The organism is Pseudomonas abieticivorans, assembly GCF_023509015.1.
In the GTDB taxonomy this organism is placed as follows: Bacteria; Pseudomonadota; Gammaproteobacteria; order Pseudomonadales; family Pseudomonadaceae; genus Aquipseudomonas; species Aquipseudomonas abieticivorans.
On the sequence record NZ_CP094975.1, the window covers coordinates 1,409,348 to 1,424,394 of the forward strand.

The window sequence follows — 15,047 nt, forward strand, 5'->3', positions numbered from 1 at the left end:
TCACGGCCCCATGCGCATCCACGTCAGTTTCATCGACCGAGTCGGCATTACCCAGGAAGTGCTGGCCCTGCTCGGCGCTCGCAATCTCAACCTGGATGCGGTGGAGATGGTGCCGCCCAACGTGTACATCGATGCGCCCACCTTGAGCCCGCAGGTGCTGGAGGAACTGAGCGACGCGTTGCTGAGCGTGCGCGGGGTACAGGCGGTGAACGTGGTGGACATCCTGCCCGGCCAGCGCCGGCACTTGCAACTGGATGCCCTGTTGGCGGCGATGACCGACCCGGTGTTGGCCCTGGACAGCGCCGGCCATGTGTTGCTGGCCAACCCGGCGCTGATCAGCTTGTTCGGCCGCGAACCCACGGGCGAGTCGGTAGCCGAGGTGTTCGGTGACGAAGCCTTGTTGGCTGCACTGTTGGAGCATGGCTTTCGCCTGCCGCTGCGCGAGGTCACCCTCAATGGCGAGACGCTGTTGCTCGATGCCACCCCCATCACCGATGCTGGCGCACTGCTGACGCTGTACCCACCCAACCGCATCGGTGAGCGGCTGGCGGCGCTGCACCACGACCATGCCGAGGGCTTTGACTCGCTGCTGGGCGATTCCCCCCCCATCCGCACCCTCAAGGCCCGCGCCCAACGGGTGGCGGCACTCGACGCACCGTTGCTGATTCAGGGTGAAACCGGCACCGGCAAAGAATTGGTGGCCCGTGCCTGCCACGCCATCAGCGCGCGGCACAGCTCGCCTTTCCTGGCGCTGAACTGCGCGGCCCTGCCGGAAAACCTCGCTGAGAGCGAACTGTTCGGCTACGCGCCGGGGGCATTTACCGGTGCCCAGCGCGGCGGCAAGCCCGGGCTCATGGAGCTGGCGCACCAAGGCACGGTATTCCTCGACGAAATCGGCGAGATGTCGCCGTACTTGCAGGCCAAGCTGCTGCGCTTTCTCAACGACGGCAGCTTCCGCCGGGTGGGGGGCGACCGCGAGGTCAAGGTCAACGTGCGTATCCTCAGCGCCACCCACCGTAACCTCGAGAAGATGGTCAACGAGGGTACCTTCCGCGAAGACCTGTTTTACCGCCTCAACGTGCTGAACCTGGAAGTACCGCCGCTGCGCGAGCGTGGCCAGGACATCCTGCTGCTGGCCCGGGCGTTCATGCAGCACGCCTGCGCGCAGATCCAGCGGCCCATCTGCCGCCTGGCACCGGGCACCTACCCCGCCCTGCTGGGCAACCGCTGGCCTGGCAACGTCCGGCAATTGCAAAACGTGATTTTCCGCGCGGCGGCGATCTGTGAAAGCACGTTGGTGGACATTGGTGACCTGGATATCGCCGGCACCTCCGTGGCGCGCCAAAGCGACGGCGAAGTCGCCAGCCTGGAACAGGCCGTGGATGATTTCGAGAAAGGCCTGCTGGAAAAACTCTACGTGAATTACCCCTCCAGTCGTCAATTGGCCAGCCGTTTGCAAACGTCCCACACGGCCATCGCCAATCGCCTGCGCAAGTACGGCATTCCCGGGAAACCTTGAGCCGTACTGAAAACAGTACAGCGTAATGATTTCAGTACGAAGCAAGCACAAGCCCGCAGTACAAGGCTCTGATCCCCGTAGGCTTTTTTACCCGCCCCAGGCTGTAGCGATTTCGCTACAGCCAATCGACCCAAAAACACGCCAATCCCCTGATTTTAAAGGCTAAAAGCAGGTTGGCAGTAAACTTGCTATGTACTCCCTCAGACTCGCTCGGTATGCCCCGAGCACCTGTATTGATGTGCCAGCCGTAATCTGGCCGACCTGAGGAGTTTCCATGAGCGAATTGCGTTTTACCGTCGAACACGAATGGCTGCGCGTTGAGGCTGACGGCAGCGTCACGGTTGGCATCACCCCGTTCGCTCAGAACGCCCTGGGTGACGTGGTATTCGTACAGCTACCTGACCTGGCCACCTACGCCAAGGACGCCGAAGTCTCGGTCCTGGAATCGGTGAAGGCCGCCAGCAGCATCACCATGCCAATAGACGGCGAAGTGGTCGAAGTGAACAGCGCGCTCGACGGTGAGCCGGAATTGGTCAACGAAGATGCCTTGGGCGCCGGCTGGTTCTTCCGCTTCGTCCCGGCCGACGCCAGCCAGATCGATGCCCTGCTTGACCAGCAGGCTTACGACAACCTGATCAGCGCCGAAGGTTGAGACCCGCCATGACTACTTCCCTGAACACCCAGAACGAATTCATCGCCCGCCACATTGGCCCGCGCCAGGCAGACGAAGCCGCCATGTTGCAGGCCCTGGGCTTCGACAGCCTGGAGGCGCTGAGCGCCAGCGTGATCCCGGAAAGCATCAAGGGCACCAGCGTGCTCGACATGGGCGAAGGCCAGGGTGAAGCCGAAGCGTTGGCGGCCATCAAAGCCATCGCCGGCAAAAACCAGTTGTTCAAGACCTACATCGGCCAGGGCTACTACAACTGCCACACCCCGGCACCGATCCTGCGCAACCTGCTGGAAAACCCAGCCTGGTACACCGCCTACACGCCGTACCAGCCAGAAATCTCCCAGGGCCGCCTGGAGTCGCTGCTCAACTACCAGACCCTGATCAGCGACCTGACCGGCTTGCCGATCTCCAACTCCTCCTTGCTGGACGAAGCCACCGCGGCTGCCGAGGCCATGACCTTCTGCAAGCGCCTGAGCAAGAACAAGGGCAGCCACCGCTTTTTCGCCTCCAGCCACTGCCACCCGCAAACCCTGGACGTGCTGCGTACCCGTGCCGAGCCGCTGGGCATCACCGTAGTCGTGGAAGACGAGCGCGAGTTGGGCGACGTCAGCGACTACTTCGGCGCGCTGCTGCAATACCCGGCCACCAACGGCGACCTGTTCGATTACCGTGAGCTGGTCGAGCGCTTCCACGGCGTGAACGCCCTGGTGGCCGTGGCCGCTGACCTGCTGGCCCTGACACTGTTGGCGGCCCCGGGCGAATTCGGGGCCGACGTGGCCATCGGCAGCGCCCAGCGCTTTGGCGTGCCACTGGGTTTCGGTGGCCCGCACGCTGCCTACTTTGCCACCCGTGATGCGTACAAACGCGACATGCCGGGCCGCCTGGTCGGCATGTCCGTCGATCGCTTCGGCAAACCGGCCCTGCGCCTGGCCATGCAAACCCGCGAGCAGCATATCCGCCGCGAGAAGGCCACCAGCAACATCTGCACCGCGCAGGTGCTGCTGGCCAACATCGCCAGCATGTACGCCGTTTACCATGGCCCGGTGGGCCTGAAACAAATCGCCCAGCGTACCCACCAGTTGACCGCCATCCTGGCCCAGGGCCTGGTCGCCCAGGGCGTCGCGGTAGAGCAGGAATACTTTTTCGACACCCTGACCCTTGCCACCGGCAGCGCCACCGCCGAGTTGCACGCCAAGGCCCACGCCGCCGGGATCAACCTGCGGGTGGTGGATGACCTGCGCCTGGGCCTGTCCCTGGACGAAACCAGCCGCCAGGCTGACGTCGAAGCCTTGTGGGCCCTGTTCGGCGGCGTGCAGCCCTCGTTCGCAAGCCTTGCCGCTACCGTCCAAAGCCGCCTGCCGGCCGCCCTGCTGCGCCAATCGGCGCTCCTGACGCACCCGGTGTTCAACCGCTACCACTCCGAAACCGAGCTGATGCGCTACCTGCGCAAACTGGCCGACAAGGACCTGGCGCTGGACCGCACCATGATCCCGCTGGGCTCGTGCACCATGAAGCTCAACGCCGCCAGCGAGATGATCCCGATCACGTGGCCGGAGTTCGGCAGCCTGCACCCCTTCGCACCAGCCGAGCAAAGCCAGGGCTACAAACAACTGACCGACGAACTGGAAGCCATGCTCTGCGCCGCCACCGGCTACGATGCCGTGTCGCTGCAACCAAACGCCGGCTCCCAGGGTGAATACGCGGGCCTGCTGGCCATTCGCGCCTACCACCAGAGCCGTGGCGATGAGCGCCGCGACATCTGCCTGATCCCCTCGTCGGCCCACGGCACCAACCCGGCTACCGCGCACATGGCTGGCATGCGCGTGGTCGTCACGGCCTGCGATACCCGCGGCAACGTCGACATCGACGACCTGCGCGCCAAGGCTCTGGAGCACCGCGAGCATTTGGCCGCGCTGATGATCACCTACCCGTCCACCCACGGCGTGTTCGAGGAAGGCATTCGCGAGATCTGCGCGATCGTGCACGACAACGGCGGCCAGGTGTACATCGACGGCGCCAACATGAACGCCATGGTCGGCCTGTGCGCACCGGGCAAGTTCGGCGGCGACGTCTCGCACCTCAACCTGCACAAGACCTTTTGCATCCCCCACGGCGGTGGTGGCCCGGGCGTCGGCCCGATCGGGGTTAAATCGCACCTGGCACCGTTCCTGCCAGGCCACGGCCAGATGGACCGCAAGCAAGGCGCGGTGTGCGCCGCCCCGTACGGCAGTGCCAGCATCCTGCCGATCACCTGGATGTATATCCGCATGATGGGTGGCGCCGGCCTCAAGCGCGCGTCGCAATTGGCCATTTTGAACGCCAACTACATCTCGCGCCGCCTGGAAGAGCACTATCCTGTGCTGTACTCCGGCAGCAATGGCCTGGTGGCCCACGAATGCATCCTGGACCTGCGCCCGTTGAAAGAAACCAGCGGCATCAGCGTCGATGACGTGGCCAAGCGCCTGATCGATTTCGGTTTCCATGCCCCGACCATGTCGTTCCCGGTGGCGGGCACGCTGATGATCGAGCCGACCGAAAGCGAATCCAAGGAAGAACTGGACCGCTTCATCAATGCCATGATCCAGATTCGCGAAGAGATCCGTGCAGTGGAAGCGGGCACCTTGGACAAGGACGATAACCCGCTGAAAAATGCACCCCATACGGCGGCCGAGCTGGTCGGTGAATGGGCCCACGCCTACAGCCGCGAACAGGCGGTGTACCCGCTGGCCTCGCTGGTGGAAAGCAAGTACTGGCCGCCGGTCGGGCGTGTGGACAACGTGTTCGGCGACCGCAACCTGGTGTGCGCCTGCCCGTCGATCGAGGCTTACCAGGAAAGCTAAGCCTCGCGGCTTGGCCGGATATGTGCGGTGTTTGCTGGGCGGATGCTCCTATGGGACTTGTATACCCGTGTAGGAGCATCCGCGAACACCGCACCGTGGTTTTGGCTGAAATTATGTCTCCATAGGGAGCCGCTTCATGTCCCTCAGCGTTTTCGACCTGTTCAAGATCGGTATCGGCCCCTCCAGCTCCCACACGGTAGGGCCGATGCGCGCAGCTGCACGCTTTGTCGAAGGGCTCAAGCGCGATGGGCTGTTAACCAGCACCGCCAGCGTCAAGGTGGAGCTTTACGGCTCGCTGGGTGCCACCGGCAAAGGCCACGGCAGCGACAAGGCCGTGTTGCTGGGCCTGGAAGGCGAACACCCGGACACCGTCGACACGGCCTCGGTCAACGAGCGCCTGCAGGCGATTCGCGGCAGCGGGCAGATCAACCTGCTGGGCGAGCACGCCATCGCCTTCATCGAAAAGCAGCATTTGGCGATGATCCGCAAACCGCTGGCCTACCACCCCAACGGCATGATTTTTCGCGCCCTGGACGCCGCCGGCCTGCAAATCCGCAGCCGCGAGTATTACTCGGTGGGTGGCGGCTTCGTGGTGGATGAAGATGCCGCCGGCGCCGACCGCATTGTCGAGGACAGCACGGTGCTGCCCTTCCCGTTCAAAAGCGCCAAGGCGTTGCTGGCCCACTGCACCGAGCAGCACTTGTCGATCAGCCAGGTGATGCTGGCCAACGAAGGCGCCTGGCGCCCCGAAGCCGAAACCCGCAGTGGCCTGCTGAAAATCTGGCAGGTGATGCAGGACTGCGTCGAAGCCGGTTGCCGCAACGAAGGCATCCTGCCCGGCGGCCTGAAGGTCAAGCGCCGTGCGGCCGCCCTGCATCGGCAACTGTGCCAGCACCCGGAGGCCGCCTTGCGCGATGCGCTGTCGGTGCTCGATTGGGTCAACCTGTACGCCCTGGCCGTGAACGAGGAAAACGCCTCGGGCGGGCGGGTGGTCACGGCGCCCACCAACGGTGCCGCTGGCATCGTGCCGGCGGTGCTTCACTACTACATGCGCTTTATACCCGGCGCCAGTGAAGACGGCGTGGTGCGGTTCATGCTGACGGCCGCTGCCATCGGCATTCTGTACAAGGAAAACGCCTCCATCTCGGGTGCCGAGGTCGGCTGCCAGGGTGAAGTCGGCGTGGCCTGTTCCATGGCGGCCGGCGCCTTGTGCGAGGTGTTGGGCGGCAGCGTGCAACAGGTCGAGAACGCCGCCGAGATCGGCATGGAGCACAACCTGGGGCTGACCTGCGACCCCATCGGCGGCCTGGTGCAGGTGCCCTGCATCGAACGCAACGCCATGGGTTCGGTAAAAGCCATCAACGCGGTGCGCATGGCCCTGCGTGGCGACGGCCAGCACTTCGTCTCGCTGGACAAGGTGATCCGCACCATGCGCCAGACCGGCGCCGACATGAAAAGCAAATACAAGGAGACCGCCCGCGGCGGTCTGGCCGTCAACATCATCGAATGTTGACCCATCCAATTTTAGGAGCCACCAATGTCCACTGAAACCCTGCAACACACCCCGCTGCACGCCCTGCACCTGGAACTGGGCGCGCGCATGGTGCCCTTCGCCGGCTTCGACATGCCCGTGCAATACCCGCTGGGCGTGATGAAGGAACACCTGCACACTCGCGAACTGGCAGGCCTGTTCGACGTGTCGCACATGGGTCAGATTCGCCTGGTGGGCAGCGATGCCGCCGCAGCCCTGGAAACCCTGGTGCCGGTCGACATCATCGACCTGCCGGTGGGCATGCAGCGCTACGCCATGTTCACTAACGCGCACGGCGGCATCCTCGACGACTTGATGGTTGCCAACCTGGGCAACGACGAACTGTTCCTGGTGGTCAACGCCGCCTGCAAGGACCAGGACCTGGCGCACCTCAAGGCGCACCTGGGCGAGCGTTGCCGCGTCGAGCCGCTGTTCGAGGAGCGCGCCCTGCTGGCCCTGCAAGGCCCGGCCGCCGTCACGGTACTGGCGCGCCTGGCACCGCACGTTGCCCAGATGACCTTCATGCAGTTCGCCCCCGTGCAGTTGCTGGGCGTGGACTGCTACGTGAGCCGCTCGGGCTACACCGGCGAAGATGGTTTTGAAATCTCGGTGCCTGCGGCCCACGCCGAGGCCTTGGCCCGCGCACTGCTGGCCGAGCCTGAAGTCGCGGCCATCGGCCTCGGCGCACGGGACTCCCTGCGCCTGGAAGCGGGCCTGTGCCTGTACGGCCACGACATGAACGAACACACCACGCCAATCGAGGCCAGCCTGCTGTGGGCGGTCTCCAAGGCACGCCGCGCCGATGGTGCGCGTGCCGGCGGCTTCCCGGGTGCCGCCCAGGTCTTTGCCCAACAACAGCAGGGCGTGGCGCGCAAGCGGGTTGGTTTGTTGCCTCAAGAACGTACGCCAGTGCGCGAAGGCGCCGAAATCGTCGACGAGGCCGGCACCGTCATCGGCACCGTCTGCAGCGGCGGCTTCGGCCCGACACTCGCAGCCCCGGTGGCCATGGGTTATGTCGATGCGGCGCATATCGCGATCGATACGCCAGTGTGGGCCATCGTTCGCGGCAAGAAAGTTGCCATGAAAGTCAGCAAGATGCCGTTCGTAGCACAGCGCTACTATCGCGGCTGATCCGATTCACCCAGCGGTTTTTGTCGATTGAATTGATACAGTATTTCATATCAATCGGTCGACGAAATCAGCGCTGCTCTATTCGAAATCGAACAGGCTTTATAACATTCCGAAATACCTTGAGTGCAGGGCTGTAAGCCTTGGCTGGCCTGACTTACAGGGCAAGTGGAAAAAGGTAACCAATGGGCGCTTCGCAGGGCTTGTTTTTGCGGGCGAAGTTAGCGTAGAGTTTCTTCACTGTGTTTGCATGGGTCGCTTTGGATCGTGACCTGGGCAGTAGCGCCGAGATTTGCTACAACCCGTTCTGCGTCTCTTACTTTCCTGCAATCCAGCCCAGTACTCTTTCATGTGAAAGAAGCTGTCATTAATTCAAGTTCCAAGGAAATAAGAAAATGGCTGAACGTCAGAGCGGTACCGTCAAGTGGTTTAACGACGAGAAAGGTTTTGGTTTTATCACTCCAGAAAGCGGTCCGGATCTGTTCGTACATTTCCGCGCTATCCAGGGTAACGGCTTCAAGAGCCTGAAAGAAGGCCAGAAAGTGACCTTCGTTTCCGTGCAAGGCCAGAAGGGCCTGCAGGCTGACGAAGTTCAAGCCGAAGGCTGATTCGTCTCCGTATGAAAGAGCCTCTGCTGGCAACAGCAGGGGCTTTTTTGTACCCGCCTGTTACCCGTGAGCAAGGAGCACCACGCCATGCCCAAGCAAATGCTGCGCCCCCAGGGCGACTTCCCCGCTGCCGGGCTCGGTCGCCGGTTGGCGGCCATGTTCTATGACTTTTGGCTGTGCCTGGCGCTGCTCATGGTGACCACGCTGGTGTACAAGCTGATCATGATGGCGTTTATCGGCGAAGCACGCCTGCGCGCCCTGTCCGAGGCTGGCAAGCTGGACGGCGATCCCTTCCTGTCCACGTTGCTGCTATTTGTGCTGTTCGGCTTTTTCGCCAAGTTCTGGACCCATGCCGGGCAGACCCTGGGTATGCAGGTATGGGGCATACGCGTGCAAAATGCCGATGGCAGCGCGATCAACCTGTGGCAGGCCTTGTTGCGCTTCGTGGTATCGATCGGCTCGTGGCTGTGCGTTGGCGCAGGCTTTTGGTGGGTGCTGGTGGACGAGCGCAAACGCAGTTGGCACGACCGCTACTCCGAGACCCAGGTGGTGCGCCTGCCGAAGAAGAAAACCTGATACGCCGCCCATAAAAAAACCGACCCTGAGGTCGGTTTTTTTCAGCGTGTGGCCATCAACCCGCTCGGCGCAGCAGCCATACCCCGGCCAGGGCGCAGATGCCCGCCGGGATCACCACCGCCAACAGCGGTGGGAAGCCGAACACTTGGCTGGAAGGCCCCAGCAGGTCCTGGATGATGCGGAAGGTAAAGCCCACCAGTACACCCGTGAACACCCGCTGGCCCAGCGTTACTGAACGCAGCGGGCCGAAGATGAAGGAAATCGCCATCAGTACCAGCGCCGCCGTCACCAGCGGTTGCATCACCTTGGTCCAGAACGCCAGCCAGTAACGCGCGTTGTTCAGGCCCTGGTCCGCCAGGTAATGGATGTAGCTCCAAAGGCCGGTGATCGACAGCGACTCGGGCTCCATCACCACCGTGCTGAGCAGTTGCGGCGTCAGGCTGACGTCCCAGCGCACCTGCGGCTCGTTGACCACTTCGGTGCTGTCGCCATGGAACAGCGTGGTGGTGACCTCGGTAAGGTTCCAGTGGCCACTGTCGTATTGGGCGTTCTTGGCGAAACTGGCGCTTTGCATATGGCGCTGGTCGTCGAAGTGGTAGCGCGTCACACCGTATAGCAAGCCATTGGGCTGCACGGCGTTGATGTGAATGTACTCCTGACCTTCGCGATGCCACAGGCCGTGGCGCGAGCTTTGCGCATCGCCACTGCCTTGGGCCAGCGCACGCTCGGCCTGGGCGGTGCTTTCGGTAACCGGGGCCACGTACTCGCCCACCAGCACGCCGGCGATCATCAGCACCAGCATGGGCTTCATCACCGCCCAGACGATCCGGGCGATGGACACGCCGGCGGCACGCATGATGGTCAGTTCGCTGCTGCTGGCCAGGCTGCCCAGGCCAATCAGGCAACCGATCAGCGCGGCCATCGGCAGCATGTCATAGACACGCCGCGGGGCCGTGAGCAGGACGAAGCGCCCGGCGTCGAGCAAGGTGTAGGTGTCACTGATATCGCCCATCTCGTCGATGAACGCGAACAGCGAGGCCAGCCCGAGGATAATCCCCAGTACCGCCAGGATCGCCACGAAGACACTGCGGCCGATGTACCGGTCGAGCTTAACCACGGGTCACCTCCTGGGCACGGCGGCTGGCCATGTTCAGGCGCAGCGGCTCCCAGTACATCAAGCCAAGGCCGATCACCAGGAAGATTACATGCACCCACCACAAGCCCAGGCTTGCCGGGATCTTGCCTTTTTCCAGAGCGCCGCGGGCGGCCACCAGGATCGTCAGATACGCCATATACAGAAGAATCGCCGGTAGCAACTTGAGGAAACGGCCCTGGCGCGGGTTGACCCGCGAAAGCGGCACCGCCATCAGGGTGACGATGAACACCAGCAGCGGCAGGGACAGGCGCCACTGCAACTCGGCGGCGTCCTTGACCTCACCGTCGATCAGCTTCAGGGTCGGGATCGCATCGCGATCGCTGACCTCCTGGCTGACTTCGGGTTTGGGCAGCATCACGCCGTAGGTGTCGTACTTGATGGCACGGTAATCGGCCATGCCCGGGTTACCGTCATAACGGTAGCCGTTGTCCAGGATCAGGTAGCGGCTGCCATCGGGGCGCACTTCCTGACGGCCTTTGTCGGCCACCAGTACGGAAATGCCGCGGTCCTTCTGGTCGCTCGACAGGCGCTTCTCGGAAATGAACACACCGCCCAGATTGACCCGGTCGTCAGACAGGGTTTCGGTGTAGGTCACGCGGGTGCCGTCACGCAGCGCCTGGAAGCGCCCTGGTACCAGGGTGTCGAACTCGGTCATGGCGTCTTGCTGGTTGATCAGCAGGGAAAACTGCGCGGCGCCCAGCGGGGCCAGGCTCAAGCTAAGCCAGGTGACCAGCAACGCCACCACGGCGGCCGGGAACATCGTCATGGCCAGCAGGCGTTGCTGGCTCATGCCGGTGGCGGCGAGCACGGTCATTTCGCTTTCCAGGTACAACCGGCCATAGGCCAGCAGGATGCCCAGAAACAGCCCCAGGGGCAGGATCAGTTGCAGGAAGCCTGGCAGACGGTAGCCCATGATCAGGAACAGCACGCCAGGGTCCAGGGCGCCGGAAGCGGCCTGTGCCAGGTATTTGATGAAGCGCCCGCTCATGATAATCACCAGCAGCACGGCACTCACCGCGCTGAGGGTGAGCATGACCTCACGGGACAGATAACGGAAGACGATCAAACCAGACACTCCAGGGTTGTCAGGCTCGGGGGCCGAACAAGGAAAACACAAGTTGCCACGACAGTGACCGGCACGCACAGGGCGAACCACCGAAAAAGTCGGCGCATTATCCTGTGATTGGCCCGCCCTGTCACTTCGTGTACGCATGCGAGCGCGCAAAGCTGCGCTCAAGGGTTGTCAGCGCCGGCCGGCTGGGCTCAAACTGGGGACTTTGGCATGACCGGCATGCACGCCTCGCACAGCATAGACTCTGCGAAAACTGACAGTTCACTCGGGGATCCGATAAATGGAATTGGTTGTAAAAAGCGTAACCGCTGAAAGCCTGAAAACCGCCACCCTGGTGATCGCGGTCGGCGAAGGGCGCAAACTGGGCACCGTGGCGCAGAAAATCGACGACGTCAGCGGCGGCGCCCTGACCGCCGTGCTCAAGCGCGGCGACCTGTCCGGCAAGGCTGGCCAGACGTTGCTGCTGCACAGCGTGCCCAACCTCAAGGCCGAACGCGTACTGCTGGTAGGCACCGGCAAAGACACCGAGCTTGGCGACCGCCCGTGGCGCAAACTGGCCGCCGGCGTGCTCAACGTGCTCAAGGGCCTGGGCGGCAGTGATGCGGTGCTGGCGTTGGAAGAACTGACGGTGAAAAACCGCGCCGCCTACGGCAAGGCTCGCCTGCTGGCCGAAACCCTGCTGGACGGCGAGTACGTGTTCGATCAGTTCAAGAGCACCAAGGCCGAACCGCGCGCCCTGAAAAAAATCACCCTGTTGACCGACAAGCTCAACTCCGCTGACGTCGAGCGCGCCGTGGCCCACGCCAAGGCCATCGCCAACGGCATGCGCTTTACCCGCGACCTGGGCAACATGCCGCCCAACCTGTGCCACCCAAGCTATCTGGCTGAAGAAGCCAAGGCGCTGGGCAAGGCCAACAAGAACCTCAAGGTTGAAATCCACGACGAGAAGAAGCTCAAGGAACTGGGCATGGGTGCCTTCCTGGCCGTTGCCCAAGGCAGCGAGCAGCCACCGCGCCTGATCGTCATGAATTACCAGGGCGGCAAGAAATCCGAGAAGCCGTTCGTGCTGGTCGGCAAGGGCATTACCTTCGATACCGGCGGCATCAGCATCAAGCCTGCGGCCGGCATGGACGAGATGAAGTACGACATGTGCGGCGCCGCCAGCGTGTTCGGCACCCTGCGTGCCGTGCTCGACCTGCAACTGCCGATCAACCTGGTGTGCATCCTGGCTTGCGCCGAGAACATGCCAAGCGGCAACGCCACGCGCCCGGGCGACATCGTCAGCACCATGAGCGGCCAGACCGTGGAAATCCTCAATACCGACGCCGAAGGCCGCCTGGTACTGTGCGACGCCCTCACCTACGCCGAACGCTTCAAGCCGCAAGCGGTGATCGACATCGCCACCCTGACCGGCGCCTGCGTCGTCGCCCTGGGCGGCCACACCTCGGGTTTGATGGGCAACAACGACGCACTGATCGAGCAACTGCTCAGTGCTGGCAAGCTGGCCGACGACCGCGCCTGGCAACTGCCGTTGTTCGACGAATACCAGGAACAACTGGACAGCCCGTTTGCCGACATCGCCAACATTGGCGGCCCCAAAGGCGGCTCGATCACCGCTGGCTGCTTCCTGTCGCGCTTTGCCAAGCAATATGACTGGGCCCACCTGGACATCGCCGGCACCGCATGGCTGAGCGGCGGCAAAGACAAGGGCGCCACGGGCCGCCCCGTGCCGCTGCTGACCCAGTACTTGCTGGACCGCGCCAACGCTTGAACCTGAACGCCCCTCGGTGCGCCGGCTTGCCGGCGCATCGGGAGACGTGGAAAAGTCATGACCAAAGTCGATTTCTACATTTTACCCAGCGCCGACCCTTCGGCTCGGCTGGACTTTGCCTGCAAGCTGACCGAAAAGGCCTGGCGCATGGGCCACCGCATCTACCTGCATTGCAGCGATGCCGCCCAACGCGACGACCTGGACGCACGCCTGTGGCAGTTCAAGGGTGAAAGCTTCATCCCCCACAGCGCCGTCGAAGACGACGCCGACGGCCCGATTGCCTTGGGCCACGGCAGCGCCGAGCCGGGTTCGCACCAAGACCTTTTGGTCAACCTGGACCTGAAGATTCCCGCCTTTGTGCAGCGTTTTGCCCGCGTGGCCGAAGTGGTGGTCGAAGACCCCGCTATTCGTCAGGCCGCACGGGAGAGTTTCCGTTTCTACCGTGAACAGGGCTATGCTCTGCAAGATCACCGCTTACAGCGACTCTGAGTTCAAGATGGACAATCCCAATTCCCTGCCAAAATCCGCGCACCTGCTGGACGACCTCGAATCGATCCGCAAGCTGCTCGGCGATGACACACTGCAACCACCCCTGCTGACCGACACCGTCGGTGGCGAGGAGCAAATACCGCTGCTGTTCGATCAGTTGCAAGAACCCAAGGCGCAAACGCCGGCACCTACCCCGCCGCCAGCACCCAAGCCTGCGGTCGCTGCCACGCCGGCTGAAAACCGCCAGGACACTTTGTTGCACCTGGACCGCGAACTGCGTGCCGCCGCACAACTGATCATGCAGGACGTGATCGACGATTTTGCCCCGCACATCGAAACCGAGATCAAGCGCCGGCTTGAGGCGCGGATGGAGCGGCTGCTTAACCAGCAATAAATAACAGCAGCCCCTGACTGCCGCCCCGTAACCGCTGCCGATGGCTACGATGCGGCCCCAAGGGGCACCGACTTCGATCAGAAACCCTGTGCCTGCAAGATCTGACCGACTGACTGGCTCGACGCCCGCCCATAGAACTTCAACAGTTCACTGGCGCGATTGGTAAAGATCCCGTCCACGCCCGCCGCCATCACTTTCTGGTAATCCACCGGGTCATCCACCGTGTACACATGCACGAACAGCCCCTTGTCGTGGGTCATGCTGTTCATCCACGGCTGCACCAGGTCCATGTAGCTCTGGTCCCCTCCTTCGGTCAACGCAGCCGAGGGCCCGGTACCGGCAGCACCATTGGCCTTGGCAAAGTCCAGCCAGCGCTCGAACTCAGCCCGGTCCTTGGGCGCTTGGCTGGCGTAGTAGGCAGCCCTGCTGGTAGCGCCAGACTGGGCGAAAGTCTGAGGGTTTTTGGGTTCGATGCTGCCCGCCCCCACCCACAGCAGCAGCACCTTGGGTACGGCTGGCATTTCCTTGTCGAGCAGTTGCAGGCTGTTTTTCTCGAACGTTTGCAGAATCAGTCGGTGCCCGGCCGCGACGCCATTGGCACTCGTCACCCAGCCACGGGCCTGAAGCTTGGCCTTGAGGTCGTGCTCGATGCCAGGAAACAGCAAGGGCGCCTTGGTCTCGATATACAACCCAGGCTTGTGCGCGGGGTTCGCCTCGGCGATGTCGATGATCTCGTCGAGGGTCAGAATCTGTAGGCCGGCAAAGGTGGGGCGGGCGCGCGGCGCATTGGCGCTGTTGTACCAGCTGCCAGCATCCAGGGTCTTGAGTTCAGCCAAGGTGAACTCGCTTACCGGCTGGTCCTGGCGCTGCGGGAATTTATTGGCCACGTCGGTGGTGCGCAACAGGCTGACGTCGTGCAGGGCGACCAGGGCGCCATCACGGGTACGCTGCAAGTCCATCTCCAGGTAATCGGCACCCAACTCGCGCGCCAGCACATAGGCTGCCCGGGTCGACTCCGGCGCATCATACGAGGCGCCACGGTGGGCGATGACCGCCGGCCAGGTCACCCCGGCCACCTTGGCCAAGGCCTCGCCAGGGTGGCTGTCGGCCTGTGCGTCCAACGCTACAGCGCCCATCAACAGGGCGCCCAGGTAAAGGGTCTTGCTCCAGGTGGCGAACATGCTTGCTCCTTGAAAGGTGACGCCTCGCGGCGTTTTACCGAAACCAGCATAGTCGCCCCTGCACATGACAACGCGGTTTCCCGTGGTAAAGTCGCGCCCTGAAACCGAACCA

13 protein-coding genes are annotated in these 15,047 nt (G+C 63.0%); 10 read left to right on the forward strand and 3 right to left on the reverse strand.

Features of this window, described 5'->3' with window-relative positions; genetic code table 11:
* The first annotated feature begins 10 nt into the window (after nucleotides 1–10).
* The 7 genes from gcsR to L9B60_RS06350 all read left to right on the forward strand — a co-directional run bounded on the left by gcsR (nucleotide 11) and on the right by L9B60_RS06350 (nucleotide 8,872).
* Complete coding sequence (gene gcsR, locus L9B60_RS06320) at nucleotides 11–1,519, forward strand: transcriptional regulator GcsR (RefSeq protein WP_249677313.1); 1,509 nt, start codon at nucleotides 11–13, stop codon at nucleotides 1,517–1,519.
* A gap of 274 nt (nucleotides 1,520–1,793) precedes the next feature.
* Nucleotides 1,794–2,171 (forward strand): glycine cleavage system protein GcvH, encoded by a 378-nt coding sequence (gene gcvH / locus L9B60_RS06325; protein ID WP_249677315.1) that lies wholly within the window; start codon nucleotides 1,794–1,796, stop codon nucleotides 2,169–2,171.
* Between the two features lie 8 nt (nucleotides 2,172–2,179).
* A complete protein-coding gene (gene gcvP / locus L9B60_RS06330) occupies nucleotides 2,180–5,029 on the forward strand; it encodes an aminomethyl-transferring glycine dehydrogenase (protein WP_249677317.1) in 2,850 nt (949 codons plus the stop codon).
* A gap of 136 nt (nucleotides 5,030–5,165) precedes the next feature.
* Entirely contained in the window at nucleotides 5,166–6,542 is a 1,377-nt protein-coding gene (locus L9B60_RS06335) for an L-serine ammonia-lyase (protein WP_249677319.1), read from the forward strand.
* A gap of 24 nt (nucleotides 6,543–6,566) precedes the next feature.
* Nucleotides 6,567–7,691, forward strand: a complete 1,125-nt coding sequence (gene gcvT, locus L9B60_RS06340; protein ID WP_249677321.1) for a glycine cleavage system aminomethyltransferase GcvT — start codon at nucleotides 6,567–6,569, stop codon at nucleotides 7,689–7,691.
* Between the two features lie 392 nt (nucleotides 7,692–8,083).
* Nucleotides 8,084–8,296: a cold-shock protein gene (locus L9B60_RS06345; protein ID WP_007253000.1), complete on the forward strand. Its 213-nt coding sequence runs from the start codon at nucleotides 8,084–8,086 to the stop codon at nucleotides 8,294–8,296.
* An 87-nt stretch (nucleotides 8,297–8,383) separates the two neighbouring features.
* Nucleotides 8,384–8,872: an RDD family protein gene (locus tag L9B60_RS06350; protein ID WP_249677323.1), complete on the forward strand. Its 489-nt coding sequence runs from the start codon at nucleotides 8,384–8,386 to the stop codon at nucleotides 8,870–8,872.
* Between the two features lie 55 nt (nucleotides 8,873–8,927).
* Here the strand turns inward: L9B60_RS06350 and lptG are convergent, their stop codons facing one another.
* Nucleotides 8,928–9,989 carry an LPS export ABC transporter permease LptG gene (lptG, locus tag L9B60_RS06355; protein WP_249677325.1) on the reverse strand — a complete coding sequence of 354 codons (1,062 nt, stop codon included), beginning with the start codon at nucleotides 9,987–9,989 and terminating at the stop codon, nucleotides 8,928–8,930.
* Nucleotides 9,982–11,094 carry an LPS export ABC transporter permease LptF gene (gene lptF, locus L9B60_RS06360; protein WP_249677327.1) on the reverse strand — a complete coding sequence of 371 codons (1,113 nt, stop codon included), beginning with the start codon at nucleotides 11,092–11,094 and terminating at the stop codon, nucleotides 9,982–9,984. Before lptF ends, lptG begins: the two co-directional genes overlap by 8 nt.
* A gap of 286 nt (nucleotides 11,095–11,380) precedes the next feature.
* On the opposite strand from lptF, the gene L9B60_RS06365 reads away from it, so the two are divergent.
* The 3 genes from L9B60_RS06365 to L9B60_RS06375 are packed head-to-tail and all read left to right on the forward strand — an operon-like array spanning nucleotide 11,381 to nucleotide 13,754.
* Nucleotides 11,381–12,871 (forward strand): leucyl aminopeptidase, encoded by a 1,491-nt coding sequence (locus tag L9B60_RS06365; protein WP_249677330.1) that lies wholly within the window; start codon nucleotides 11,381–11,383, stop codon nucleotides 12,869–12,871.
* A gap of 57 nt (nucleotides 12,872–12,928) precedes the next feature.
* Entirely contained in the window at nucleotides 12,929–13,360 is a 432-nt protein-coding gene (locus tag L9B60_RS06370) for a DNA polymerase III subunit chi (protein ID WP_249677331.1), read from the forward strand.
* A 7-nt stretch (nucleotides 13,361–13,367) separates the two neighbouring features.
* A complete protein-coding gene (locus L9B60_RS06375; RefSeq protein ID WP_249677334.1) occupies nucleotides 13,368–13,754 on the forward strand; it encodes a DNA polymerase III subunit chi in 387 nt (128 codons plus the stop codon).
* Between the two features lie 77 nt (nucleotides 13,755–13,831).
* Here the strand turns inward: L9B60_RS06375 and L9B60_RS06380 are convergent, their stop codons facing one another.
* The gene (locus tag L9B60_RS06380; RefSeq protein ID WP_249677335.1) at nucleotides 13,832–14,935 is read right to left on the reverse strand and encodes a glycerophosphodiester phosphodiesterase; all 1,104 of its coding nucleotides are present in this window, start codon (nucleotides 14,933–14,935) and stop codon (nucleotides 13,832–13,834) included.
* Nucleotides 14,936–15,047: the final 112 nt, after the last annotated feature.